Origin of the sequence: Pseudomonas sp. NPDC087804, from assembly GCF_044742965.1 — a bacterium.
Classification (GTDB): Bacteria; Pseudomonadota; Gammaproteobacteria; order Pseudomonadales; family Pseudomonadaceae; genus Aquipseudomonas; species Aquipseudomonas rustica.
In genome coordinates this window covers 1-25,132 of the sequence record NZ_JBIUVN010000037.1, presented here as the reverse complement: position 1 = coordinate 25,132, position 25,132 = coordinate 1, and the positions used below count along the sequence as shown (strand labels likewise).

The 25,132-nt window shown below is 58.5% G+C and carries 21 protein-coding genes; 14 read left to right on the top strand and 7 right to left on the bottom strand.

What is annotated here, in order from left to right; translation table 11 throughout:
• The first annotated feature begins 290 nt into the window (after nucleotides 1–290).
• Together ACIOMO_RS26030 and ACIOMO_RS26025 are read left to right on the top strand one after the other, a co-directional pair.
• Nucleotides 291–3,767 (top strand): calcium-binding protein, encoded by a 3,477-nt coding sequence (locus ACIOMO_RS26030; RefSeq protein ID WP_401244332.1) that lies wholly within the window; start codon nucleotides 291–293, stop codon nucleotides 3,765–3,767.
• 191 nt (nucleotides 3,768–3,958) lie between these two features.
• Entirely contained in the window at nucleotides 3,959–5,491 is a 1,533-nt protein-coding gene (locus tag ACIOMO_RS26025) for a hypothetical protein (protein ID WP_401244330.1), read from the top strand.
• 7 nt (nucleotides 5,492–5,498) lie between these two features.
• Here the strand turns inward: ACIOMO_RS26025 and ACIOMO_RS26020 are convergent, their stop codons facing one another.
• From ACIOMO_RS26020 to ACIOMO_RS26010, 3 genes are read right to left on the bottom strand one after another with little or no spacing between them, the layout of a single operon-like run.
• On the bottom strand, nucleotides 5,499–6,089 hold the full coding sequence (locus tag ACIOMO_RS26020; protein ID WP_053124190.1) for an LON peptidase substrate-binding domain-containing protein: 591 nt from the start codon (nucleotides 6,087–6,089) through the stop codon (nucleotides 5,499–5,501).
• 10 nt (nucleotides 6,090–6,099) lie between these two features.
• Complete coding sequence (locus ACIOMO_RS26015; protein ID WP_401244328.1) at nucleotides 6,100–6,816, bottom strand: LrgB family protein; 717 nt, start codon at nucleotides 6,814–6,816, stop codon at nucleotides 6,100–6,102.
• Nucleotides 6,816–7,178, bottom strand: coding sequence for a CidA/LrgA family protein (locus tag ACIOMO_RS26010; protein WP_212550862.1), 363 nt, complete (start codon nucleotides 7,176–7,178; stop codon nucleotides 6,816–6,818). Before ACIOMO_RS26010 ends, ACIOMO_RS26015 begins: the two co-directional genes overlap by 1 nt.
• A 191-nt stretch (nucleotides 7,179–7,369) precedes the next feature.
• Here ACIOMO_RS26010 and ACIOMO_RS26005 point away from each other — a divergent pair, with 191 nt between their 5' ends.
• The 3 genes from ACIOMO_RS26005 to ACIOMO_RS25995 all read left to right on the top strand — a co-directional run bounded on the left by ACIOMO_RS26005 (nucleotide 7,370) and on the right by ACIOMO_RS25995 (nucleotide 10,324).
• Nucleotides 7,370–7,825, top strand: coding sequence for a MaoC family dehydratase (locus ACIOMO_RS26005; protein WP_282358506.1), 456 nt, complete (start codon nucleotides 7,370–7,372; stop codon nucleotides 7,823–7,825).
• Nucleotides 7,826–7,927: 102 nt separating this feature from the next.
• Nucleotides 7,928–9,655 (top strand): C13 family peptidase, encoded by a 1,728-nt coding sequence (locus ACIOMO_RS26000; RefSeq protein WP_053124196.1) that lies wholly within the window; start codon nucleotides 7,928–7,930, stop codon nucleotides 9,653–9,655.
• 27 nt (nucleotides 9,656–9,682) lie between these two features.
• On the top strand, nucleotides 9,683–10,324 hold the full coding sequence (locus tag ACIOMO_RS25995) for an oxidoreductase (RefSeq protein WP_053124198.1): 642 nt from the start codon (nucleotides 9,683–9,685) through the stop codon (nucleotides 10,322–10,324).
• 130 nt (nucleotides 10,325–10,454) lie between these two features.
• Here ACIOMO_RS25995 and ACIOMO_RS25990 read toward each other — a convergent pair whose 3' ends face one another.
• The 4 genes from ACIOMO_RS25990 to ACIOMO_RS25975 all read right to left on the bottom strand — a co-directional run bounded on the left by ACIOMO_RS25990 (nucleotide 10,455) and on the right by ACIOMO_RS25975 (nucleotide 14,832).
• Nucleotides 10,455–10,739 carry a YceK/YidQ family lipoprotein gene (locus ACIOMO_RS25990; RefSeq protein WP_159814966.1) on the bottom strand — a complete coding sequence of 95 codons (285 nt, stop codon included), beginning with the start codon at nucleotides 10,737–10,739 and terminating at the stop codon, nucleotides 10,455–10,457.
• A complete protein-coding gene (gene ubiX, locus ACIOMO_RS25985; RefSeq protein WP_401244325.1) occupies nucleotides 10,732–11,379 on the bottom strand; it encodes a flavin prenyltransferase UbiX in 648 nt (215 codons plus the stop codon). Before ubiX ends, ACIOMO_RS25990 begins: the two co-directional genes overlap by 8 nt.
• Entirely contained in the window at nucleotides 11,376–12,725 is a 1,350-nt protein-coding gene (gene mpl, locus ACIOMO_RS25980) for a UDP-N-acetylmuramate:L-alanyl-gamma-D-glutamyl-meso-diaminopimelate ligase (RefSeq protein WP_008083666.1), read from the bottom strand. Before mpl ends, ubiX begins: the two co-directional genes overlap by 4 nt.
• Before the next feature lie 196 nt (nucleotides 12,726–12,921).
• Nucleotides 12,922–14,832, bottom strand: a complete 1,911-nt coding sequence (locus ACIOMO_RS25975) for a sigma-54-dependent Fis family transcriptional regulator (RefSeq protein ID WP_401244323.1) — start codon at nucleotides 14,830–14,832, stop codon at nucleotides 12,922–12,924.
• A gap of 380 nt (nucleotides 14,833–15,212) precedes the next feature.
• Here ACIOMO_RS25975 and ACIOMO_RS25970 point away from each other — a divergent pair, with 380 nt between their 5' ends.
• The 9 genes from ACIOMO_RS25970 (at nucleotide 15,213) to ACIOMO_RS25930 (ending at nucleotide 24,634) form a co-directional block, all read left to right on the top strand.
• Entirely contained in the window at nucleotides 15,213–16,733 is a 1,521-nt protein-coding gene (locus ACIOMO_RS25970) for an aldehyde dehydrogenase family protein (protein ID WP_008083670.1), read from the top strand.
• A 262-nt stretch (nucleotides 16,734–16,995) separates the two neighbouring features.
• Nucleotides 16,996–18,366, top strand: coding sequence for an ethanolamine permease (gene eat / locus ACIOMO_RS25965; protein WP_401244321.1), 1,371 nt, complete (start codon nucleotides 16,996–16,998; stop codon nucleotides 18,364–18,366).
• 160 nt (nucleotides 18,367–18,526) lie between these two features.
• The gene (locus ACIOMO_RS25960) at nucleotides 18,527–19,921 is read left to right on the top strand and encodes an ethanolamine ammonia-lyase subunit EutB (RefSeq protein WP_053124208.1); all 1,395 of its coding nucleotides are present in this window, start codon (nucleotides 18,527–18,529) and stop codon (nucleotides 19,919–19,921) included.
• The gene (gene eutC, locus ACIOMO_RS25955) at nucleotides 19,918–20,751 is read left to right on the top strand and encodes an ethanolamine ammonia-lyase subunit EutC (RefSeq protein WP_401244319.1); all 834 of its coding nucleotides are present in this window, start codon (nucleotides 19,918–19,920) and stop codon (nucleotides 20,749–20,751) included. Before ACIOMO_RS25960 ends, eutC begins: the two co-directional genes overlap by 4 nt.
• Nucleotides 20,752–20,867: 116 nt before the next feature.
• Nucleotides 20,868–21,329, top strand: coding sequence for an N-acetyltransferase (locus ACIOMO_RS25950; protein ID WP_003228592.1), 462 nt, complete (start codon nucleotides 20,868–20,870; stop codon nucleotides 21,327–21,329).
• A 224-nt stretch (nucleotides 21,330–21,553) separates the two neighbouring features.
• Complete coding sequence (locus ACIOMO_RS25945; protein WP_400649779.1) at nucleotides 21,554–22,204, top strand: DedA family protein; 651 nt, start codon at nucleotides 21,554–21,556, stop codon at nucleotides 22,202–22,204.
• A gap of 3 nt (nucleotides 22,205–22,207) precedes the next feature.
• Nucleotides 22,208–23,020 (top strand): zinc-dependent peptidase, encoded by an 813-nt coding sequence (locus ACIOMO_RS25940; RefSeq protein WP_053124213.1) that lies wholly within the window; start codon nucleotides 22,208–22,210, stop codon nucleotides 23,018–23,020.
• A 120-nt stretch (nucleotides 23,021–23,140) separates the two neighbouring features.
• Nucleotides 23,141–23,668 (top strand): inorganic diphosphatase, encoded by a 528-nt coding sequence (gene ppa, locus ACIOMO_RS25935; RefSeq protein WP_003205933.1) that lies wholly within the window; start codon nucleotides 23,141–23,143, stop codon nucleotides 23,666–23,668.
• A gap of 222 nt (nucleotides 23,669–23,890) precedes the next feature.
• The gene (locus ACIOMO_RS25930) at nucleotides 23,891–24,634 is read left to right on the top strand and encodes a helix-turn-helix transcriptional regulator (protein ID WP_401244316.1); all 744 of its coding nucleotides are present in this window, start codon (nucleotides 23,891–23,893) and stop codon (nucleotides 24,632–24,634) included.
• Nucleotides 24,635–25,132: the final 498 nt, after the last annotated feature.

Genomic DNA, 25,132 nt, shown 5'->3' with positions numbered 1-25,132 from the left:
AACTTTCCCCCCGTGTTATCCGCCGTCAAATCAAGATTCACACATCGCCATCAAACTTTTTGCAATACAACTGCAAGATACCTTCTCATTGTTATAAAACATCAACTTACTTTCACCATCGATAAAAACTTGCGCCGAGCAAGCCAAACTTCACCCTAATTTAAAAACACTACACAAACCACTTCAGACACAATACAAAATTCAACAATACAACCAGAAAAACAATTACCAATGAAGCCTGCTGCTCTTCGTGTCAGATTCCATCGACACATCACAACAGAGTATTGATTTTGGCCGAACCCTTTACAACCCGCGCTGAAACTAGTCATGCAGCGCCAATAACCATTTCCGACATCGACACTGAAGCGACGCCATCGACTGCGCAAGCGGGCGCCTATCCTGGCAATCAACCCAGCCTGAGAGATCTGGATCAATTGTTCGGACCGCTTCGATTTGGTGAGTTGACCGTCAGCCGCCAGGAACTTCAAGCGCTTGGAGCACGAGTCAGCGGCGAGCTCATTACAGCGGCTGACACCTATTTTTCCGAGCCCTCCCAGACTTTTACCGACTCTCTGGAACTCGACTCGGTTCAGATCGAGCAACGAATCAAATCCGTCGACGCGCAAGACCGCCAGCGAATACCGCAATTGCTTTATGAAATCGTCACGCAGCGCTCCTCAGATGCGGCGCCACTGCTGCGAGATCTTCCCTCGAGCACCGCTACCGACCCACTCCGCAAAATCAGCAATCTGCTAACCGCGACCCAACGCCTGGATATCCACCGCAGCCCGTTACCCGAGCACTTGCCAACCTGGGTCAACAAAACCAAAAGTCGCGGCATGACCAGCATGGGCGCGGGCCTGCAAGCCTATGGCCTGTACAGTGCCTACATCGGCAGCATCGACGCTCTGAAGAAAGGTGATACCGCTGAGGTGCTGATCAATATCGGCGGCGGCGTTGCGGAGATAGGCTCACTGGGCCTGGAATATGCCCTGACCAAAACCGGCGACAAGATGCTGCGCCAAGGCGCCCTGGCCTTTGAACAATTCGGCAAAACCAGCATGGGCAAATGGCTGTGTCGCGGCGCGGGGCTGATCGCCAGCGTGCTGACGCTGCCTTTTGACCTGTATACGGCCATCAAGTCTTTCAGCGATGCAGCCAAAGCCGAGGGCAAAGAGGCTCAGGATTTGTACGTCACCGGTGGCTTGAGTGTATTCAGTGCCGGGCTCTCACTCATGCTCGGCGCCGCTGCGCTGATGGGTTTTCAAAGCGCTGGCCCGGTCGGCCTTGCCGCTGCCGCGATCCTGATTGTCGGCGCGCGTATCTACGGCGCGGCCCGAGTGGTCGATGACATGGACGACTACATCGAGTTGACGATCAATGAACGCTGGCGCGCCGGCTGGTTCGCCTTTACCGGGCAAGAACAGGACGCAGATGTCATCGATCGTTTTACCGCGGCCAAGACTTACAGCGACTACGAAAAGGCACTCAAGAGCAGCAGCCTCAGCTGGCTCAAAAATGAACTGAAAGAAAGTGTCGATTCAGTGGTGATTGGCCGGTTCGAAGTTCATCTGCAGCCGACCCGTGTCTATAAACACCAGTGGGACGAGGACAGCGGTGAATCGGCCTACCTGACCGTCAATACGCCGGTCATACATGAAATCGACGATGTCTACGATGCCCGGGAAGGTCTGCCATCCGCCGACGCCAACATTATCAGTGTGCAGAGCGACCCGGCCAAAGGCGTGCTGTGGAACCTGGGGGGAGGTGACGACCGGGTTTACGGCGTGCGAAACAAGTCCAATCACTTTAACTTTGGCGCCGGTGAAAAACGCCTCAGCGGCGGTGACAAAGATGATTCATTTCTCTTTCAGGCGGGTTCTGCAGGACTGGCCTCGGCCCCGAACCGGGTCAACCACTTGAGCGGCGGCGACGGCACTGATCTTCTGTGGCTACAAGGCAAACACATCCACCAGGAGCCCAAACCTGGTGCCCCGGACTACATCGGTTACGACTTCGACCTGAAGAACGGCAAGCTCGGCTTGCGCTCATCCGACAAGACAGCCGAACCCGTTCCACACTCGACCTTCGACTCCATAGAAAGAGTCGAAACCCTGGCCGGCGCAGCCAACCGGGTAACCGGCTCGGACAAACCAGACATCATTACTGCCAACGGTGCAGACCATATCGATGCTAGTGCCGGCGATGATCAGATTTCAATCCGGGGCACCCACGCCAGTGTCAACGGCGGTAGCGGAGCCGACATCTATCACATTGACCCGATGAGCCTCGATGTGTCGATCACCGATGACGATCAGGAACAAAGCACCGTGTACCTCGGCGTGCAACTGGAGGCGATCCAGCGCTGGTACGTCCGTGGCAATTCGCTGGTGATCGAGAGCCTGCGTGACGAAGACCCGCAAGTGTCGCAGCGCACTCTGACGATCGAAGCGGTGTTCCAGACGATCAATGGCAAGCGCAGGCTGCTCAACGACAAATGGCTTTTCGTCACACAGGACGGCTACCACCTGCAACCGGACTGGCCAGTCGATACCGAGGATCTGACGGAGCACACACTCGACGCCGTCGTCATTAACGCAGGTGTCAGCAAAACATCGCCATTCCTGTTACACGACCGCCCACAGACTGTCTCGAACAGTCCGCATTCGTACTACTACGTTTCACGCGATACCCGTCACACCACCCTGCGGGCAAGCAAACGCCCCGCAATTGCTCACAGCACGCTGTATGTCGACTACGACAGTACGGAAATAGATGAAGTCAGGGCCAGTTACATCGTGGAGACAACGAAGCAAGGCGCCTACACAGTACTGAGTTATGAAAGTTTGCACTTCACCCTTACCTTTACTCAAGGAGGCGGGCTGCTCTCGTTGTTCGGCGCGATGAGTGAACAGACCAACAAGACAGTCGACATGGGTGCCGGCATTCTGGCCTCGCCTTGGCAGCTTGATCACACGTTCATTTTGGTCATGCGCGACGGCGTTTCCTACCACCTCGATTACCCTCATAACAATTATCGGGAAGATGCAAAGAAAGCCGGTTACCACACGATTCAAACACGCGAATCGCTGCGTAAGCGTGCCGGGAAATACACCTTCGTCCAACCAGCACTCGACCAGCGAACGCTGAAGAACAGCGCGCAACGTATCGACTTCCGATCCGCACCGCACACCGCCGTTTATGCACTGGAAGGCAGGTCAGCGCACTACGCAATCTACCCGGCGAGCAACATGTCCATTCGGTTATCGACCAAGGCGGGCGATGCCAGGCTGACGGGATCTTCGACCTGGGAGATCCACACAGAGCAATTGCCAGAAAAGATCACCCGCGGCCAACTGAGCATCAGCAACAACCTGTTGAAGATCGGCAGTATCCATATTCATCTGCCAGACAGCAGCGACCCGGCACTACCCCTGGAGAGTGTTGATGTGTTTGTTTCTGCCGGACATCGTTATCGGATCAACGCCTTGTTTGAAGTCATCGGTCTGCACACCATCAATGCATTGGCTTGTGTATCGCCTCAGGCAATTGTTGCGCTGATCGAAGAGCACAAACAGCAGGATGATCTCGAGAGTGATGAAGTGCACATTGAGAACATTCGACTGACGGATTCCACACCAGGACAGATTGTTTACAACGCTGACACTCGCCGCTGGCAGATCAGCAGCGATCCGGCACGCCTTATCACCGCTGCACACCTGATCATTCAGGATTTGTCATTAGCCGAAAAGCAATCACGCGCCTGAGCGCTATTCAATTGTCAAGGAATGACCCCATGCGACCGAAACCCCCTGCGCCCCCCAACAGCCCGAAACCAAGAGTGCCGACGCAATTTGATCCGGGATCAAACCGAGTCCGCGCGGACGCCAGTCCGCCATTGCTCCATCAGCCACAATTGACCGGCACCCGTAGACCCGATGGCGACCGTCAGCCTCAGATGAGTGTTGCCGATAATGGCCCAGGCCCATCGGGTGTCGAAATTACCGATATTCACAGCGCTCAACCCGCCCTCTCCCATGAACTGCACCGTTACCTGTTGAACCCGGCCTTGCTGCGCAACATGGGCGCTGCCGATGACCAGGGCATTCGCTATGTGGTCGGGCGTGGATTCGCCGACATCGAGGGCATAGGCACCGTGCACGTGACGCTTGATAGCGCCACGGGTGAATATCGGGTAATGGATCTCTACAAGAAGCTGCCACCCGGCCCGGTACTGGTCAAAAATAGCGGCGAAGCCACCTGGCGACTGGCCGCACCCGTTGAGTCATCAAAGCCATCGAAACGTCCCGTTCCCGTTGTCGACGACAGCGATTCAACAGTACCGAATAAAAAACTACGCGACTCGCCGGTGTCGGTAAATGAGGCAACCTCCCGACTGACAGGCAACTTTCTGGTTGGCTTGTACCCGCACATGACTCACGGCCAGCGCGTCGAATATCTGCGCTCTTACAATCTTTCGCCCGGACAACATGTGCAGTTACACGACGACTTGAACCTCAATCCCGGTGAGATGCCAAGTTGGGCCAACCAGCAGAAGTTGCGCTCGATGGATACAACTGCTCCGAACCGGTTCGACCCGTTGTATGCAGAAATCGAACCCCTGCTTCTGTCCGTGAGAAACGGAGCATCGCATAGCCATCTGGTGGACTTTGATAAAAGTGTCAGCCCTGCGTTTCTCGACGCCTTTCTCGCCAAAACCGGCTATTTGCGCAATGCAAACGACTGCCTGTATCGAACCGACATCCCCGCTTTATTCCGGGCCGATGAGCGCACGTCCTTTGAGTTCTATAACGACGGGCGAATGCTGCCGCGCTTGAAACATCCACGCGGGGCCACGACGGCCAAACCAATCAGTGCAACGGTCAGCCTGGAGTCAGTCAAGACATATGCGGGTAAAGGCACCGATGCTCCTGATCCGGAATACCTGCGCTACAACAATCAGAAGAATAAGTATCCAGGAAAGAAACCGGGCGAGTCCGATAACGACTCCGGTCAATCCGATGACGATTGGTCCGACGCATCAGACGTGGATCTGGACTTGGAGCGCAACTACGAAACGAAACGTCACGATCAGCAATTCGTGTTCTCTTACATTATCGATACGCGAGGGATGGAAGTGGTTCTCAATGAAGAAAACCACTTACTCAATCGGGCGGCGCTGGACAAGGGCGCCTGGTTTCCTGACGACGAGTTGGAGGCACTGATCTCAACCTCCAAAAGCGGTATTCCATCGCAACGGCTCTGGCTACTCGACTCGACGTTCACTCGCGGGGCCAAGGTAGACGACGTGGCTGCCGAAGCCCAGAGCAGCGATTGGGGCAGCGAGATTGAAGCGCGTACCCACAGCGGGGTTAACAACCAGCGTGAATACGATGCACTGATTGACGCCGTTGCGAAGGCTGGTAAGCCCGTACTGACCTTGTCTGCCAGGAAAGACTGGTTCGCCAACGATATTGTCTGGCCGGAATAATCGAACGTCAGGCAAACAACTCGCCCTGCAACTCATCAAGCAGCGCCTGGATCGCATCCAGTCGCTGCTGCGGATCATCGAGTTGCAGCAGATCGATCTTGTCTTCTTCGGCGAACGGCAGCAGATACGCCAACTGATTGGCCAACGACTGCTGACCGAGCGCGTCAGTGCCCATGTTCAGCGCTTCGACCATCGGGTGTTCGGCCAGCGCTTTGAGCAGCGCGACCAGATCGGCGTCCTCGTCCTGCAGCGGTTGCTCGGGCTCATCGTCGAGCCATTCGACGTCGGCGAGGATCAGCTGATCGCGTTGCACTTCGGTGCGCAACACGTTGAAACGCCGCCCGCCCTGCACGCGAATCCCCAGCAAGCCGTTGTCCTGTTGCTGAAAATCGGTAATGCGCGCCTCGCAGCCGACCAGCGCATAGCCTTCCGGCGCCAGCCCGACTTCGCTGCCCTGCAGAATGCACACAACGCCGAAACCGCCGCCCTGCTTCATGCAGCGGCCGATCATATCGAGGTAGCGCGCCTCGAAGATCTGCAAGTCGAGGTTGCAGCCGGGAAACAGCACTGTGTTCAGCGGAAAAAGCGGCAGACTCATAGACATTTCCTTACACCACCATCGACACCGCCAACGGCAGGAACACCGCCGTGGCCACGCCCATCAGACTCATCGCCAGCGCCGCAAACGCGCCGCACTCATCACTTTCCTGCAACGCCACCGAGGTGCCGACCGCGTGGGCGGTCATGCCCAGCGCCATGCCGCGCGCTTCGGGGCTGTGTACACCCAGACGGGTCAACAGCGCCGGGCCGAAAATCGCGCCGATCACCCCGGTGATCAACACAAACACCGCCGCCAGCGCCGCGACGCCGCCGATCTGTTCGGCGACCAGCATGGCGATCGGCGAGGTCACCGACTTCGGCGCCATGGTCATCAAGATCATGTGCTCAGCGCCGAACCACCAGCCCAACAGCACGCCCATGCCCGTAGCGACCACCCCGCCTATCACCAGCGTAGTAAAAATCGGCCAGAACAATTGGCGAATGCGCCGCAGGTTGAGATACAGCGGCACCGCCAGTGCCACGGTCGCCGGGCCGAGCAGAATGCTGAGGATCTCGGTGCTCTTGCGGTATTCGGCGTAGGTCAGGCCGCAGCCGAGCAATACGCCGATCACCAACAGCATGGAGACCAGCACCGGTTGCAGAAAGATCCAGCGGGTTTTCTCGAACGCCGCCAGCACCACTTGATAGGCGCCGAGGGTGATGCCGATGCCGAACAATGGATGATGGATGACCGAGGCCCAGGCACCTTGCCAATCGAAGAGCATCAGGACTCCTCCGACGGCGGCGCGTGACGCTTGACCATGCGCTGCATCAGCACACCGGCGAAGGCCATCGACAAGACCAGCGACAACACCAGCGCACCGGCGATTGCCCAAAAATCAGCGGCAATGTCGCTCGCATACACCATCACGCCTACCGCCGGCGGCACCAGCAGCAACGGCAGATAACGCAGCAGACTGCCGGCCGCGAGGTTCAGCGGTTCGCCGACTTCACCGCGAACGATCAGGAAGATCAGCAACAGCAGCAGGCCGATAATCGGCCCCGGCAGCACCGGCAACAGCAAATGATTGAGTGCCGTGCCGAGCAATTGAAACAGCACCAGCATGGTCAGGCCACGTAACAACATCCGACTTCTCTCCCCGTCTCTCTCCCGTTCATCGCCGGCATTATAAGCACGCCTGCGCTATGGATCGGCATTCGCCAAAAGCATGGTCAGTTGACCGGAGCAAATTGCCATGTTGATCTACAGTGGTTCGCAGGGCGGTCAAATCCCCCACCTGAAAAACTATAAAACCGATGAACCCAAGGAGAGTCTCAATGCCCTACGTTCCAGTTGCAGAGCTCAAAGATTATGTCGGCAAGGAACTCGGACGTTCCGAATGGCTCACCATCGATCAGGAGCGCATCAACCTGTTCGCCGAAGCCACCGGGGATTTTCAGTTCATTCACGTCGACCCGGTCAAAGCCGCGCAAACGCCATTTGGCAGCACCATTGCCCACGGTTTCCTGTCGTTGTCGCTGATCCCGAAATTGATGGAAGACATCCTCATCCTGCCGCAAGGCGTGAAGATGGTCGTCAACTACGGTCTGGACAGCGTGCGTTTCATCCAGCCAGTGAAGGTCAATTCGAAAGTTCGTCTCAAGGTCGATCTGGGCGAAGTGACCGAGAAAAAACCCGGCCAATGGCTGCTCAAAGCAACGGCAACACTGGAGATAGAAGGCTCGGACAAACCGGCCTATATCGCTGAGCCACTGTCGCTCTGCTTCGTCTAAGCGTTCCGGATGCGAAGCAGCGCACGCTGTTTCGCGTCACGTCTCTATATATGCGACGCATAGCTGCGGCATACTCGGTCGCCTAATTGCCCGGATCCCGCTATGCGCTCACTCGCTTCCCTCGCACCCATTGCCTTGACCCTGATGCTCACCGCGTGCGGCGACGGCGAATCGCTGTTGCCCCCGGATGCGCGTCTGCCGGACGGCGGACGCTATCGTGGCGAACTGGTCGATGGCTTGCTGCAAGGTCAGGGGCGCGTCGATTATCCCAATGGCAGTTGGTACGCCGGGCAATTCGACAAAGGTCAGTGGCATGGTCAGGGCGAATGGCACGGCAGCAATGGCGAGGTCTATCGCGGCCAGTTCCAGCAAGGCTTGTTCGACGGTCAGGGCAGCCTGACCACCAACGCCAGCAGCTACACCGGTGGTTTCAAACAAGGCCGACGCGATGGCGAAGGCACGCTGAAAGAAAACGCCATGACCTACCGTGGCGAATTCAAGGCTGACCAGTATTCCGGGCTCGGTCGTCTGGAAATGGATGACGGCAGCTCCTATCAAGGCCAGTTCGCCCACGGCAAACCCAACGGCGAAGGCCAGCGCGGCGACTCCAGCGGCAACACGTTCAGCGGGCATTTCGTCAACGGTCAGCTGGAAGGCAACGGCACGTTCAACAGCGCTGACGGCGACATCTATGTCGGCGGCTTCAAGAACAATCAATTGCACGGCAAGGGCCGCTACGAAAACGCTGACGGCGATGTCTGGCTCGGCCAGTTCAAAGAAGGCGCGCTGACCGGCAAGGGCGAACTGATCGGCGCCGACGGCAGCCATTACATCGGCTCGTTCAGCGATTGGCGCTTCAGCGGGCCGGGCCGTTTGAATCTGTCTGATGGCAGTTTCTACATCGGTGGTTTCGACAACGACAGCTACGCAGGGCGCGGCACGTTGGTGCTGACCGATGGCAGCGTCATGAGCGGCACCTGGATCAACGGCCAGCGCGTGCGTGACGCCGATGGCAAGTTGCTGCCCGACACCCTCGAACTCGGTTTGCTCGCTCAGGGCCGTTTGCTCGATGAAGCGTTGGCCGCCATCCCGGCGTCAACGCCAGCGGTCGAGTTGTACACGCTGACTCTTGGCGGCGACGGCAAGCAAAGCGTGTTCCTGCGCGAATCGGACTTCGTCGCCAATATGCTCCGCACGCGGTTCGGTGCTTATGGCCAGATCCGTCTGGTCAACCATCGCGACCACCTCGCCGACCGACCGATGGCCACCCGCGAAAACCTGCGTCGTGCCGCGCAAACCCTCGCTGAACGTACTGGCCCGGAAGATTTGCTGTTTATCTACCTGACCAGCCACGGCACCGCCGAACATGAACTGGTGCTCGATCAACCGCGCATGGAACTGGCCGACTTGCCCGCCGACGAACTCGCTGCAGTGCTGGCGCCGCTGAAAAACCGCGACAAAATCATCGTGATTTCCTCGTGCTACTCCGGCGGTTTCATCCCGGCGCTGAAAGACGAACGCACGCTGATCATGACCGCCTCGCGCGCCGATCGGGTGTCCTTCGGTTGCTCGGAAGAGGCCAATTTCACCTACTTCGGCGATGCGCTGTTCGCCCAGGCACTGAACCAGACCGATGATCTGGAGCAAGCCTTCAAACTGGCCAAGGCCACCGTCGCCGAGCGTGAACTGGCGGACAATTTCGAAGCCTCGGAGCCGCAGATCTGGGCGCCGAAAACCGTGCTGTCGCACTGGCAAACGCTGCGCAAACAACAAGCAAGAAAAGCTTTGCAAAGTGCTGCATTGAACGACGGAGCGACAAAGAGCAACTAAGCTGAACAGTATCAAGGGAGAGACACTATGTACTTGACGCCTCAGCACGTATTGCTTGCCGGAGCCACCGGTTTGACCGGTGAACATCTACTCGACCGTTTGCTCAACGAGCCAACGATTTCTCGCGTGCTCGCCCCGTCGCGTCGGCCATTGGCGGAACATCCGCACCTGGAAAACCCGGTCGGCGATCCACAGGCGTTTCTGCCGCAGCTCAGCGGCCGCGTCGATATCGCCTATTGCTGCCTCGGCACCACGATCAAACAGGCAGGCTCCGAAGCGGCGTTTCGCGCGGTCGATCTGGACATGGTCGTGGCGTTTGCCAAGCGCGCGCGGGAGATGGGCGCGCGGCATCTGATCGTGATCAGCGCGATTGGCGCGGATCCGAAGTCATCGGTGTTCTATAACCGGGTCAAAGGCGAAATGGAGCAGGCACTGCGCGCGCAGGACTGGCCGCAGCTGACCATTTGCCGGCCTTCGCTGTTGTTGGGCGAACGCACGGAGCCGCGACTGGCCGAGCAGTTGGCCGGGCCGTTGTCGAAGCTGATTCCGGGTAAATATCGCGGCATCGAGGCGTGCCAACTGGCGCGGGCGATGTGGCGATTGGCGCTGGAAGAGCAGGATGGGGTTCGGGTGATTGAGTCGGATGATTTGCGCAAGTTAGGCAAATAGTTCCGGGACTTTGTGGTGAGGGGATTTATCCCCGATGGGGTGCGCAGCGCCCCCAAGAATCTTAAAAGCGACGACTGCTGCGCAGCCGATCGGGGATAAATCCCCTCGCCACAGGGGGTTGTGTGCGCTTCTACAACCCGCCAGTCGCCTGAAAACTAACGCCGATCACCGTCAGCAATGACAACGGCAACAACAGCGTATCGAGCAACGCACTCCCCGGCAGATCCACCCCCGGATAGCTCGGCGCCTCAGCCCCGAACCGATCCATCGCGCAGCACCCGCCATTCATCGCGTACAAATTCAGCCGCGTCCCGGAGTACACCACCGGCGCGCCCGGTTTCGCCGCATCCAGCGTGCGCGCCGTGGCGCACCCGGTCAGCAACACCACCAGTCCGATCAGCAGCAGCTTATTCATCGCTGCTCAAATGATGCTCACCCCAACGCGGCAGCATGTCCTGCGGAATACCGAGCAGATTGAGAATCCGCGCCACAACGAAATCGATCAAATCATCAATCGTCTGCGGCTGGTGATAAAAACCCGGCGACGCCGGCAGAATGGTCACGCCCATGTTCGACAGTTTGAGCATGTGCTCCAGATGAATGCTCGAATACGGCGCTTCACGCGGCACCAGAATCAACTGGCGACGCTCCTTCAACGTCACATCCGCAGCGCGCTCGATCAAATTGTTGCAGGCGCCCGTGGCAATCGACGACAACGTGCCCGTCGAGCACGGCACCACGACCATCGCCGCCGGTGCGCCAGAGCCCGAAGCCACCGGCGACATCCAGTCTTCCTTGCCGTACACACGGATCTGCCCGGCGGCCGCCCCGGTGTATTCGGTGAGAAACGCCTGCATCATCTGCGGTTTCGGCGGCAGCGTGACATCAGTCTCGGTGGCCATGACCAGTTGCGCAGCCTTGGAGATCAAAAAGTGCACTTCGCGATCTTCGCGCACCAGACAATCGAGCAGGCGCAAACCGTACTGCGCGCCCGAGGCGCCGGTCATCGCCAGCGTGATGCGCTCCGGGCCGTTGCCCTGCGAAAAAGTGTTCATTGCAGCGCCTCGGCGAGTTTGCCGTGCAGGCCGCCGAAGCCGCCGTTGCTCATGATCACCACGTGCGTGCCGGGCTGGGCCTGGCTCTTCACGCGTTCGATGATGCCTTCCAGCGAATCGCTGACAATCGACGGCACGGTGCACAACGCGGCGGTGCCAGCCAGATCCCAGCCGAGGTTGGCCGGGGCGTACCAGATCACTTGGTCGGCATCGACCACGCTGGCCGGCAAGCCGTCACGGTGGGCGCCGAGCTTCATCGAGTTGGAGCGCGGTTCGATGATCGCGATCAGCGGTGCGTCGCCGATACGTTTGCGCAAGCCGTCGAGGGTCGTAGCGATGGCCGTCGGGTGGTGAGCGAAGTCGTCGTAAATGGTGATGCCGCGCACTTCGGCGACTTTCTCCATACGACGTTTGACGTTTTTGAACGCGCTCAAACCGGCAATGCCCATCGATGGCACCACGCCAACATGCCGCGCCGCTGCCAAAGCCGCCAAGGCGTTGGCAACGTTGTGCTGGCCGGTCAGTTCCCACTCGACAGTGCCTTGCGACACGCCTTCAAACATCACCTCAAATGCCGAACCGTCTTCGCTCAACAGTTTGACCTGCCACTGCCCGCCAGCACCGGTGGTCTGCACCGGCGTCCAGCAACCCATTTCGATCACCCGCTGCAAGGCAGGCTCGGTGGTCGGATGGATGACCAGGCCTTCACTCGGAATGGTGCGCACCAAGTGATGGAATTGCCGCTCGATCGCCGGCAGATCCGGGAAGATGTCAGCGTGATCGAACTCAAGGTTATTGAGGATCGCGGTGCGCGGGCGGTAGTGAACGAACTTCGAGCGTTTGTCGAAGAACGCGCTGTCGTACTCGTCAGCCTCGATCACGAAGAACGGCGTGCCGCCCAGTCGCGCCGATACCGAGAAATTCTGCGGCACGCCACCGATGAGGAAACCCGGGCTCATGCCGGCGTGTTCCAGCACCCAGGCGAGCATGCTGCTGGTGGTGGTTTTGCCGTGCGTGCCGGCAACCGCCAGCACCCAGCGACCTTGCAGCACGTGATCAGCCAGCCACTGCGGGCCGGAAACGTACGGCAGGCCTTTGTTCAGCACATATTCCACCGCCGGATTGCCGCGCGACATGGCATTGCCGATAACCACCAGATCCGGTGCCGGATCGAGTTGCGCCGGGTCGTAACCTTGCGTCAGTTGAATGCCTTGGGCTTCAAGCTGCGTGCTCATCGGCGGATAGACGTTGGCGTCGGAGCCGGTCACGTGATGGCCCAGCTCTTTGGCCAGAACCGCCATCGAGCCCATGAAAGTCCCGCAGATACCCAGAATATGAATGTGCATAGTCGACCTCGTAAAACATGGCCGCAGGTTAGCGTAGGGAGGGGGAAATCGCACTCTTTAGGTGATCACCATCACCCACCACCACGATCACTACCCCACCTGTAGGAGCTGACGAGTGCAACGAGGCTGCGATCTTTTGATCTTGAAAATAACAAGATCAAAAGATCGCAGCCTTCGGCAGCTCCTACAGGGGGATTTATGCAGTTCGGACGATGCCGTGTTTGCGCAGCTTTCTGTAGAGGGTGTTGCGACTCACGCCGAGTTGCTCGGCGGTGTGGGTCATATGCCAGCGCGTGCGCTCCAGTGTACTGAGCAACGCCAATCGTTCGGCATCTTCAAGTGGTTGCTCGGACAGAGCGGACTCCACCACTGGTGGGCGCACCTGCCGAATCATCGCCGGCAAATCGTCCACCCCGATCCGCCCCTCATCACACAACGCCGCCAACGTGCGCAACACATTACGCAACTGCCGCACATTCCCCGGCCAGTTGAACGCCAGTAACGCCTGCCGCGCCGGCTCTTCGATCAGGATCGTTTCACCGCCCGCCTCTTCAGCCAGCAGAAAATCCAGCAGCTGCGATTTATCACTGCGTTCACGCAGCGCCGGCAGCGCCACTTCCAGCCCGTTCAAGCGGTAATACAAATCCTCGCGAAAGCTGCCGTCCTCAACCCGCGCCAACAGATTGCGGTGCGTCGCACTGATGATGCGCACGTTGACCGATTCCGGTTCGCCACCGATCGGCACCACCTGTCGATCCTCCAGCACCCGCAACAAACGCGTCTGCAAGGCCAACGGCATATCGCCAATCTCATCGAGGAACAACGTGCCGCCATCGGCCTGCTGCAACTTGCCGCGCATGCCATCCTTTCTTGCGCCGGTAAAGCTGCCGCCGCGATAACCGAACAGCTCGCTTTCAATCAGACTTTCAGGAATCGCCGCACAGTTGAGCGCGACAAAAGCTTTGTCCGAGCGCTGACTGGCTTGATGTACAGCTTTGGCAAAGGCTTCTTTACCCGAACCGGTTTCGCCATTGATCAGCAGCGGCACATCCCGCTCGAACACGCGCAGTGCTTTGCGGAAATCCGCTTGCAGCGCGGCGTCACCCAGACAGATCCCGGACAGGCGCGGCGCTTCGACAATTTTTGCCAGCGGCATGATCGGCGCGGGTTTGCGCGATTCACCGCGCAACACAGCAAACAGATGGCGCCCGTCACGGGTGCGCAGCGGCCAACTGGCGCTGGCATTCGCGCTGGCGCGGCCGAGCAACTCATCCAGCGAGCAATCGAAAAACGCCTCGACCGGTTTCCCCAATAGCCCGCCGCGAATATGCCCGAGCAGGTTCAGCGCACTCTGATTAACCGCGCTGATCCGCCCTTCGCCGTCGAACGCCAGCAAACCTTCGCTGAACAGCCCGACCGACTCGGCCTGCAAGTGGAAACGCAGCAACCATTGGTTATCGAAACAACGCAGAAAGTAGCAACTCTCGATCATTTTCGCCGACAGATTGACCAGCGCCATGGTGTGGAACTGGCTCTGCCGCGAGACATCGTGACGGGCCGAGGACACGTCGAGCACCGCCAGCAGTTCGCCATGCGGATCAAACACCGGGCTCGCCGAACAGGTCAGGCCGGTGTGGCGACCGCGAAAGTGTTCGTCCTGATGAATCGTCAGCGCCTGACGTTCGACCAGGCAGGTGCCGATGCCGTTGGTGCCCTCACAAGCCTCACTCCAATCGGCACCGAGCCAGAGACCGGCGCGTTCGAAAATCTTCCGTTCAGCGGGTGCGGTGACGCAATTGAGGATCACCCCGCGCGCGTCGGTCAGCAACACCGCGTGGCCGGCGCCGGAAAGCTGTTGATGGAGGCTGCTCATTTCATTGCCGGCGATTTGCAGGACTTGTTGCAGACGTTCGCGGCTTTCGAGGACACGTCCGTGTTCGAGCACGGTCGGCGCCATGGTCAGCGCCGGGTCGAGGTGATAGTCCTCAAGACAGCGCAGCCACGAGCGGGCGATCGACGGATCAGCACCGGGCCCGTGCAGGTGCGGTTTGCCCTGACTGACGGTGAGAACCTGCTGGGCATGGCGACTCAAATGATTGTCGTGCATTTCTTATTGTTCTCCATATTCCCCGTGTAGGAGCTGCCGCAGGCTGCGATCTTTTGATCTTGATCTGCAAAAAAGCAAAATCAAAAGATCGCAGCCTTCGGCAGCTCCTACAGGGGTTGCTGTGGGTTGAGCATCCTCCAGCTCACGCACCATTGCAATGCTGGCAAGACTGCCCGGTCACAGGCTGTGCCAAAAGCGGTACAAACTGTCACCCCGCCTGTACCGATAGCGTCACAGCGCCATTCCGCTCGTCCGACAAAAACCTGCCAACCCCTTGATTTCACGGCTCCGCGCGGCAGTGGCCCGACCCTTGCTCTACGCTTATAGCAAGCGCACTTGCGCGTTTCTCTAATAAGTACAAAGCCAAGGAGAACATCATCATGCGTTACGCTCACCCCGGTACTGAAGGCGCCAAAGTCTCGTTCAAGAGCAAGTACGGTAACTACATCGGCGGCGAGTTCGTCGCGCCTGTCAAAGGTCAGTACTTCACCAACACCTCGCCAGTGAATGGCCAACCGATTGCCGAATTCCCGCGCTCCACTGCCGAAGACATCGACAAGGCACTGGACGCCGCTCACGCCGCAGCCGATGCATGGGGTTCCACTTCCGTGCAGGCGCGCTCGCTGATCCTGCTGAAAATCGCCGACCGCATCGAACAGAACCTCGAATTGCTGGCGATCACCGAAACCTGGGACAACGGCAAAGCCATCCGCGAAACCCTCAACGCCGACATCCCTCTGGCCGCCGACCATTTCCGCTACTTCGCTGGCTGCCTGCGCGCCCAAGAAGGCAGCGCTGCCGAAATCGACGGCAACACTGTGGCGTATCACATTCATGAACCGCTGGGCGTGGTCGGGCAGATCATCCCGTGGAACTTCCCGATCCTGATGGCCGCGTGGAAACTCGCACCAGCGCTGGCCGCCGGTAACTGCGTGGTACTCAAGCCTGCCGAGCAAACCCCGCTGGGCATCACCGTGTTGCTGGAACTGATCGGCGATCTGCTGCCGCCGGGCGTGCTGAACATTGTTCAGGGCTATGGCAAAGAGGCCGGCGAAGCACTGGCCACCAGCAAACGCATCGCCAAGATTGCCTTCACCGGCTCGACCCCGGTTGGCTCGCACATCATGAAATGCGCGGCAGAGAACATCATTCCGTCGACCGTGGAACTGGGTGGCAAGTCGCCGAACATCTTCTTCGAAGACATCATGCAGGCCGAGCCGACGTTCATTGAGAAAGCCGCTGAAGGTCTGGTGCTGGCGTTCTTCAACCAAGGCGAAGTCTGCACCTGCCCATCGCGCGCACTGGTACAGGAATCGATCTACGACGAGTTCATGGCCGTGGTGATGAAGAAAGTCCTGCAAATCAAACGTGGCGATCCGCTGGACACCGACACCATGGTTGGCGCACAGGCGTCCGAGCAACAATTCGACAAGATTCTTTCGTACCTGGAAATCGCCAAGGGCGAAGGCGCCGAGCTGTTAACCGGCGGCAAGGTGGAAAAACTCGAGGGCAATCTGTCGACCGGCTATTACATCCAGCCGACCCTGCTCAAGGGCACCAACAAGATGCGCGTGTTCCAGGAAGAAATCTTCGGGCCAGTGGTGAGCATCACCACGTTCAAGGACGAAGCCGAAGCGCTGGCGATCGCCAACGACACCGAGTTCGGCCTCGGTGCCGGTCTGTGGACTCGCGACATCAACCGCGCCTACCGCATGGGCCGCGCGATCAAGGCCGGTCGTGTGTGGACCAACTGCTACCACCTGTATCCGGCGCATGCCGCGTTTGGCGGGTACAAGAAGTCCGGCGTGGGGCGTGAGACGCACAAGATGATGCTCGATCACTATCAGCAAACGAAAAACCTGCTGGTGAGCTACGACATCAATCCGTTGGGTTTCTTCTAAACCTGACTTTTGATCGTGTAACGGCGTTCGCGAGCAAGCTTTGCTCCTACAGGGTTACGCAGGATCTGTAGGAGCATGGCTTGCCAGCGATGGCGTCCTCAATAACACCACCCACAACATGCCTGGCCGCTCTGGCACGGCCCTTGCGTACCCGTCATTCAGGATTTGCAGAAAAACTGCCGCTGCGTGAACAGCCCCATCCACCCCAACCGCATCACCCGAAAGTCCAAAAAATCGAACAATAAAAAGACAGCGAGGACTTATGACTTCAACCACACAGCTCAAACCCACACTCGGCACCCTGCACCTCTGGGGCATTGCCGTCGGCCTGGTGATTTCCGGCGAGTACTTCGGCTGGAGTTACGGCTGGGGCACCGCCGGCACCCTGGGTTTTCTGGTCACGGCGTTGATGGTCGCGACCATGTACACCTGCTTCATCTTCAGCTTCACCGAATTGACCACCGCTATCCCACACGCCGGCGGGCCGTTTGCCTACAGCCGTCGGGCGTTCGGCGAGAAAGGCGGATTGATCGCCGGCATCGCCACGCTGATCGAGTTTGTCTTTGCGCCCCCCGCCATTGCCATGGCCATCGGCGCCTATCTAAATGTGCAATACCCAGAGCTTGATCCGAAGATCGCGGCGGTCGGCGCGTATTTCGTGTTCATGACCCTGAATATACTCGGCGTCAGCATCGCCGCGACCTTCGAACTGGTGGTCACCGTGCTGGCCGTTGCCGAGCTTTTAGTATTCATGGGCGTGGTGGCGCCGGGCTTCAGCTTCAGTAATTTTGTATTGAATGGCTGGTCGGGCTCCAACGAATTCACCATGGCCTCGATCCCCGGGATCTTCGCGGCGATACCGTTCGCGATCTGGTTCTTCCTCGCCATCGAAGGCGCGGCGATGGCCGCCGAAGAGGCGAAAGACCCGAAACGGACGATTCCCAAGGCTTACGTCAGCGGCATTCTGACCCTGGTGTTTCTGGCCATCGGCGTGATGGTCATGGCTGGCGGCGTTGGCGACTGGCGTCAGCTGTCGAACATCAACGATCCGCTGCCGCAGGCGATGAAAGCCGTGGTCGGCAATAACTCTTCGTGGATGCACATGCTGGTGTGGATCGGCCTGTTCGGGTTGGTGGCGAGTTTCCACGGGATCATTCTCGGCTACTCGCGACAATTCTTCGCCCTCGCCCGCGCCGGTTATCTGCCTAAAGGGCTGGCCAAACTCTCGCGCTTCCAGACCCCGCACCGGGCGATTCTGGCCGGTGGCGTGATCGGCATTGCGGCAATCTACAGCGATGGTTTGGTTAACCTGCAAGGCATGACCCTGACCGCCGCGATGATCACCATGTCGGTGTTCGGCGCGATCGTGATGTACATCATCAGCATGCTCAGCCTGTTCAAACTGCGCAAAACCGAGCCAAACCTGGAACGCACCTTCCGTGCGCCGGGTTATCCGGTGGTGCCGGCGATTGCACTGTTTCTGGCGATGGTGTGTCTGGTGGCGATGGCGTGGTTCAACACGCTGATCGGCTGTGTGTTCCTTGGCTTTATGGCCGCTGGCTATCTGTATTTCCAGTTAACCGCCAAGCAACGCGCCGATGCACCGACAGACGCTATGCTCGAAGGTATCTAGCTGACATATAAAAGTGCACAGCGCCCATTCAGGCACTGTGCTGGAACCCTGTAGGAGCTGCCGAAGGCTGCGATCTTTTGATCTTTTAAAAGCCAGATCAAAAGATCGCAGCCTGCGGCAGCTCCTACAGGGGTTAATCGATTACTGGAGGACACCGCCCATGGCCGCATTCGCCCATTCCGTCGGCGCCCAGACCTATCGCTTCGACAGCCTCAAGGACGTCATGGCCAAGGCCAGCCCGGCGCGCTCCGGAGATTTCCTCGCCGGTGTCGCCGCGCTCAATGATGGCGAACGCGTGGCGGCACAAATGGCGTTGGCCGACATCCCGCTCACGCATTTCCTGCAAGAAGCGCTGATCCCCTACGAATCCGATGAAGTCACCCGACTGATCATCGACACCCACGACAAACAGGCCTTCGCCGTGGTCAGCCACCTCACCGTCGGCGGCTTCCGCGACTGGCTGCTCAGCGACGCCGCCGATGAAACCAGCCTGCGCAATCTCGCCCCCGGCCTGACGCCGGAAATGGTCGCCGCCGTGTCGAAAATCATGCGCGTGCAGGATTTGGTATTGGTCGCGCAGAAGATCCGCGTGGTGACGAAATTTCGCGGCACTCTCGGCCTGCGCGGGCGCCTGTCTACGCGTCTGCAACCGAACCACCCGACCGACGAACCCTCCGGCATCGCCGCGAGCATTCTCGACGGTCTGCTCTACGGCAATGGCGACGCGATGATCGGCATCAACCCGGCCACCGACAGCATCGCCTCGATTTGCGCGATGCTGGAAATGCTCGATGCGATCATCCAGCGCTACGACATTCCGACTCAAGCCTGCGTGCTCACCCACGTCACCACCTCGATCGAGGCGATCAACCGGGGCGTGCCGCTGGATCTGGTGTTCCAGTCGATTGCCGGCACCGAAGCGGCCAACGCCAGTTTCGGTATCAACCTGAATGTCTTGCAGGAGGGTTATGACGCCGGCCTGAGCCTTAATCGCGGCACCCTCGGGCAAAACCTGATGTATTTCGAAACCGGTCAAGGCAGCGCGCTGTCGGCCAACGCTCACCACGGTGTCGATCAACAGACCTGCGAGACCCGAGCCTACGCCGTGGCACGGCATTTCAAACCGTTTCTGGTGAACACCGTCGTAGGATTTATCGGCCCGGAATACCTCTACAACGGCAAACAGATCATCCGCGCCGGCCTCGAAGACCACTTCTGCGGCAAGCTCCTCGGCGTGCCGATGGGTTGCGACATCTGCTACACCAACCACGCCGAAGCCGATCAGGACGACATGGACACCCTGCTGACTCTGCTCGGTGTCGCCGGGATCAACTTCATCATGGGCATTCCTGGCTCCGACGACATCATGCTCAATTACCAGACCACTTCGTTTCATGACGCGCTCTACGCTCGCCAGACACTAGGCCTGAAACCAGCCCCGGAATTTGAACAATGGCTGGCCAACATGGGCATCTTCACGCAGGCGGACGGCAAGGTTCGCTTCGGTAACAATCTGCCGCCGGCCTTCCGCCAGGCGTTGGCGCAACTGGGATGAGTCGCATGGATAAACCGCCCGTCGATCCGCAAAACCCTTGGCTGGAACTGCGCCGCCTGACCCCGGCGCGGATTGCCCTTGGCCGCACCGGCACCAGTCTGCCGACCAGCGCGCAACTGGATTTCCAGTTTGCTCACGCTCAGGCGCGAGATGCGGTGCATTTGCCGTTTGATCACGCGGGGCTCAGTGCGCAATTAAGTGAACGAGGGCGTGAGAGTTTGCTGCTTCACAGTGCGGCGCTGGATCGCAACAGCTACCTGCAACGCCCGGATCTGGGACGCAAACTCAGCGATGACTCGGCGCAAAGTCTTCGCGACTACTTGGCCGCGCACCCCGGCGGGGTCGATCTGGTCATTGTCGTCGCAGATGGCTTGTCGGCACTGGCAGTGCATCGCCACACACTGCCGTTTATCAACCGGCTGGAAGAACAAATGAGCGGCGATGGCTGGTCAATCGCCCCGGTGGTATTGGTGGAACAGGGCCGCGTCGCCATCGGCGATGAAATCGGGCAATTACTCGGCGCGAAAATGGTGGTGATGCTGATTGGTGAGCGTCCGGGGCTCAGTTCGCCGGACAGCTTGGGGCTGTATTTCACCTACAACCCAAAAGTTGGTCTGACCGATGCCTATCGCAACTGCATTTCCAATGTCCGGCTGGAGGGTTTGAGCTATGGCATGGCGGCGCATCGCTTGCTGTACCTGATGCGCGAAGCGTGCCGGCGGCAGCTGTCGGGGGTCAACCTGAAGGATGAAGCGCAAGTTCAGACGCTGGAGTCGGACGCTGATAAGGACATGAAAGGAAACTTCCTACTGGATCCGCCGCCAAACTGAACCGTTTCTGCATTGCGTTTCTGATCCTGTTTGAGGCAGGATCGATGCACGGCCGCCAGGGTTTACCGTCGCCGTCACAACACGTGAAGACAGCCACTTGAAGGACGAGACCTGACATGCGGATTATCCAAGCGACCCTTGAACACCTCGATTTGCTCACGCCGTTGTTCGTCAAATACCGCGAGTTTTATGGCTCCCTGCCTTATCCCGACTCGTCCCGCGCCTTCCTCGAAAAACGCCTGCGCCGCAAGGAATCGGTGATTTATCTGGCGCTGGCCGATGATGACGACAAAAAGCTCATGGGTTTCTGTCAGCTCTATCCGAGCTTTTCATCGCTGTCACTCAAGCGCGTGTGGATCCTCAACGACATCTACGTCGCCGAAGACGCCCGCCGCCAACTGGTCGCCGACAACCTGATCCGCACTGCGAAGAAGATGGCCAAGGAAACCCAGGCTGTGCGCATGCGCGTGTCCACCAGCAGCAACAACGAAGTGGCGCAGAAAACCTACGAATCGATTGGGTTCAAGGAAGACACCGAGTTCAAGAACTACGTGTTGCCGATCAGCGACGAGCTCTGAAGTCAAAAGATCGCAGCCTTCGGCAGCTCCTACGGGGCTGCGATCCACTCCCTGACAATTACTCACACACCGACATCCCTCGCTACAAAACCAACGCGCTTTTGATGTTTCAGGCCGTATAATCTCGAGCTTCCCAGCTTGTAAGAAAAACTACACCTCGCTGTAGGCTTACACGAAGTTATCCGCACAGGCCTGCCGAGTCGGGCCGCCATACAGGTGCCTCCATGGATTTCAACCCGCTCGACCTGATCCTGCATCTCGACGTTTATCTCGATTTGCTGGTTAACAACTACGGGCCGTGGATCTACGCCATCCTGTTTCTGGTGATTTTCTGCGAAACCGGTCTGGTGGTGATGCCATTCTTGCCGGGTGATTCGCTGCTGTTCATCGCCGGTGCCGTGGCGGCTGGCGGCGGCATGGATCCAGTACTGCTGGGCGGTTTGCTGATGCTCGCGGCGATTCTCGGCGACAGTACCAATTACGTGATCGGACGAACGGCCGGCGAGAAGCTGTTCAGCAATCCGAACTCGAAAATCTTCCGTCGTGACTATCTGCAAAAGACCCATGACTTCTATGACAAGCACGGCGGCAAAACCGTAACGCTTGCGCGCTTTCTACCGATCATCCGTACCTTCGCTCCGTTCGTGGCAGGCGTTGCGCGTATGCCGTATCCGCGCTTCTTCGGTTTCAGTGTTCTGGGTACGATCCTCTGGGTGGGTGGCCTCGTGACCTTGGGCTATTTCTTCGGCAACGTTCCATTCATCAAGAAGAACCTGTCGTTGCTGGTGGTCGCGATCATACTGTTGTCGCTGATACCGATGATTCTTGGCGTGGTTCGCGCCCGTTTCGGCGGCACCAAAGCCCAATCGCACTAAGCGATGTGGTCGCTAAGCGCCTGGCGGCGTCGACGCATCCTCGCCAAGCACCCGATTGCCGACGACATGTGGCAACGGGTGCGCCACCACCTGAGTTTTCTCGACGGCATTACTGCTGCCGAAGATCAGTGGCTGCGCGAAGCCTGCGTCCTGTTCCTCGAAGAAAAACACCTGACCGCCCTGCCCGGCGTCGAACTGCATCAGGAACAACGCCTGCTGCTCGCCGCTCAGGCGCAATTGCCGCTGCTCAATCTTGGTGATCTGAACTGGTATCAGGGCTTTCACGAAATCGTCCTTTATCCCGATGACTTTGTCAGCCCGCAACGACACCGCGATGCCAGCGGCGTCGAGCACGAATGGGATGGCGAACACAGCGGCGAAGCCTGGCAGCAGGGGCCGATTATTCTCGCCTGGCCTGGGGTGATGGCCAGTGGTGGCTGGGAAGGTTACAACCTGGTGATCCACGAGCTGGCGCACAAACTCGACATGCTCAATGGCGACGCCAATGGCCTGCCACCGCTGCACGCGGACATGCGCGTCAGCGACTGGGCCGAGGTGATGCAGGCCGCTTACGATGATCTTGACGGTCAACTGGAGCGTAATCCTGACGCCGAGACCGCGATCGATCCTTACGCGGCTGAGAATCCGGCAGAGTTCTTTGCCGTCACCAGTGAGTACTTCTTCAGCGCACCCGATCTGCTCCATGAGACTTATCCACAGGTCTATGAGCAGTTGCGACTTTTCTATCGTCAGGATCCATTGAGCAGGTTGCGGCAACTTCAGGCCAGCGACCCGGTCTATCAGGCTCACGACTAAGGTCTGCACGACCTTCAGGACTTTCGGTGAATGGCGTCGACGGCAGAATATGCCTATAATCGCCGCCACTTTTTGGCAATCCGGCCAAGTGTTTTTGGTCAACTACGGGGGCAACGCCCAATGAGCTACAGCAAGATTCCGGCTGGCAAAGACCTGCCGAACGACATCTACGTCGCGATCGAGATTCCGGCCAACCACGCGCCGATCAAATACGAAATCGACAAAGACAGCGATTGCCTGTTCGTTGACCGTTTCATGGCCACCCCAATGTTCTACCCGGCCAACTACGGTTACATCCCGAACACCCTGGCTGACGACGGTGATCCCCTCGACGTGCTGGTTGTAACCCCTTACCCGGTTGCGCCAGGCTCGGTTATCCGTGCACGTCCAGTTGGCATCCTGAACATGACCGACGACGGCGGCGGCGATGCCAAAGTCATCGCAGTGCCACACGACAAGCTGTCCCAGCTGTACGTGGACGTTAAGGAATACACCGACCTGCCGCCTCTGCTGATCCAGCAGATCGAGCACTTCTTCGCGAACTACAAAGATCTCGAAAAAGGCAAATGGGTCAAGATCGAAGGCTGGGCCGGTGCAGACGCCGCCCGCGAAGCAATCACAAAGTCGGTTGCAGCCTACAAAGGCTAAGACGCTTCGACTCGCGTGATGCTTGAAGAAAACCCCGGATATCCGGGGTTTTTTTATCGACGTGAGCCAGCCGCTTAAACAGGCTGTTTATCGCTTTCTTGATATTGTTGTGACCTGTTTAATTTCCCACAAGAACGTCTTACATCCCGTCGTAAAATTCAGCCTGCTTTTGAACGCTCGGTTTATTCAAACCGCTCTGGCACGGCCGTAGACTCCGTGTTTATGAGAAAGAACACGAGCGGTCCAAGATTCAAGGCACTCCTGGAAGCAGCGAACACCTCCACCACGGGATTCGCAAAGTTCTGGGGCACGGAAGCCCAAAATGTCCACAACTGGTACACCCGGGGCGTCCCGGCGTATCGCATGGAAGAGGTCTCACGCCTGCTGTCCGTGAACAGCGAATGGCTGAAGACTGGCGAAGGCCACAAGGAGTCGCCGCGTCTCCATGCCCCTGCCAGCAATGGCGACACCTTCGACGCCCAATCTGTGCGCGGCGTCTATACGGTCATTGATCCCAACGACATCGACCTGGTGTTTTTCAATGAGAAACCTCTCACCGATACCGGCAAAACACACGTCATCGAAGATACGGATCAATCCATCCGCCTGCTTCGCGCACAGCTGGATCAACTTGAAATAAAACACTCTGACGCTATCTGTGCACGCATGATCGGCAACAGCATGGCCGAGCGAATCGAAGACGGATCCATCGTTGCCATTGATCGAGGACTGACTCAGGTCGTCGATGGCGAGATCTATGCGATCGAACACGACGGGATGTTGCGCATCAAGTATCTGCATCGCATGCCGGGCAATGGCTTGCGCCTGCGTAGCCACAACAGTGCCGAATACCCGGACGAGATCTTCCGTGCAGCGCAACTGGACGAGCAGCGGATTCATATTCTGGGCTGGGTGTTCTGGTGGTCGACACTGAGCAAGCGTCGGCCGGTGGTGCCGTTTCTCTAATGATCGTCAGTGCACAACGCTATTTCTGATGCTTTGACAGCTCTAATCCGCACTTCGGGCTGGGAATCTGCGGTAAAAATCAGTATCCTTCGCCCCACATTTGCGCATCGACCCGCCCTGCGGTTCTGATAGCGCCCGACGCGGCAGACCAACCTCTGACCAAGTCCCACAGCCGGACGCAAGATCCGGGTGTACGTTTTGAAGGCTGGCGCGGTTTACCAAAAATGAACCAAGCCAGTCCCCGAGAAGCCGGCCACAAGCCGGCTTTTTAATGCCTGCCAGAAAGACACTCACCTGTTAATTCCCTCGCTGCTGGCTCACTTCGGCCTATCAGGTTGCGGCGCGCTGGGTGGCGGCTGTCCATTATCTTGTTAAAAGCGCTTTCGGTGACTTTCCTGCGGGCAAAACAAAACCCCAACTGCTTTCGCAATTGGGGTTTCGGAATTTAATCTTGACGATGACCTACTCTCACATGGGGAAACCCCACACTACCATCGG

Bases quoted from the DNA above. Each gene is read 5' to 3' on its own strand.
- ACIOMO_RS26025 (WP_401244330.1), top strand. From the start codon at position 3,959: ATGAGTGTTGCCGATAATGGCCCAGGCCCATCGGGTGTCGAAATTACC.
- ACIOMO_RS26020 (WP_053124190.1), bottom strand. From the start codon at position 6,089: ATGAGTCTGCCGCTTTTTCCGCTGAACACAGTGCTGTTTCCCGGCTGC.
- ACIOMO_RS26015 (WP_401244328.1), bottom strand. From the start codon at position 6,816: ATGCTCTTCGATTGGCAAGGTGCCTGGGCCTCGGTCATCCATCATCCA.
- ACIOMO_RS26010 (WP_212550862.1), bottom strand. From the start codon at position 7,178: ATGTTGTTACGTGGCCTGACCATGCTGGTGCTGTTTCAATTGCTCGGC.
- ACIOMO_RS26005 (WP_282358506.1), top strand. From the start codon at position 7,370: ATGCCCTACGTTCCAGTTGCAGAGCTCAAAGATTATGTCGGCAAGGAA.
- ACIOMO_RS26000 (WP_053124196.1), top strand. From the start codon at position 7,928: ATGCGCTCACTCGCTTCCCTCGCACCCATTGCCTTGACCCTGATGCTC.
- ACIOMO_RS25995 (WP_053124198.1), top strand. From the start codon at position 9,683: ATGTACTTGACGCCTCAGCACGTATTGCTTGCCGGAGCCACCGGTTTG.
- ACIOMO_RS25990 (WP_159814966.1), bottom strand. From the start codon at position 10,739: ATGAATAAGCTGCTGCTGATCGGACTGGTGGTGTTGCTGACCGGGTGC.
- ubiX (WP_401244325.1), bottom strand. From the start codon at position 11,379: ATGAACACTTTTTCGCAGGGCAACGGCCCGGAGCGCATCACGCTGGCG.
- mpl (WP_008083666.1), bottom strand. From the start codon at position 12,725: ATGCACATTCATATTCTGGGTATCTGCGGGACTTTCATGGGCTCGATG.
- ACIOMO_RS25975 (WP_401244323.1), bottom strand. From the start codon at position 14,832: ATGCACGACAATCATTTGAGTCGCCATGCCCAGCAGGTTCTCACCGTC.
- ACIOMO_RS25970 (WP_008083670.1), top strand. From the start codon at position 15,213: ATGCGTTACGCTCACCCCGGTACTGAAGGCGCCAAAGTCTCGTTCAAG.
- eat (WP_401244321.1), top strand. From the start codon at position 16,996: ATGACTTCAACCACACAGCTCAAACCCACACTCGGCACCCTGCACCTC.
- ACIOMO_RS25960 (WP_053124208.1), top strand. From the start codon at position 18,527: ATGGCCGCATTCGCCCATTCCGTCGGCGCCCAGACCTATCGCTTCGAC.
- eutC (WP_401244319.1), top strand. From the start codon at position 19,918: ATGAGTCGCATGGATAAACCGCCCGTCGATCCGCAAAACCCTTGGCTG.
- ACIOMO_RS25950 (WP_003228592.1), top strand. From the start codon at position 20,868: ATGCGGATTATCCAAGCGACCCTTGAACACCTCGATTTGCTCACGCCG.
- ACIOMO_RS25945 (WP_400649779.1), top strand. From the start codon at position 21,554: ATGGATTTCAACCCGCTCGACCTGATCCTGCATCTCGACGTTTATCTC.
- ACIOMO_RS25940 (WP_053124213.1), top strand. From the start codon at position 22,208: ATGTGGTCGCTAAGCGCCTGGCGGCGTCGACGCATCCTCGCCAAGCAC.
- ppa (WP_003205933.1), top strand. From the start codon at position 23,141: ATGAGCTACAGCAAGATTCCGGCTGGCAAAGACCTGCCGAACGACATC.
- ACIOMO_RS25930 (WP_401244316.1), top strand. From the start codon at position 23,891: ATGAGAAAGAACACGAGCGGTCCAAGATTCAAGGCACTCCTGGAAGCA.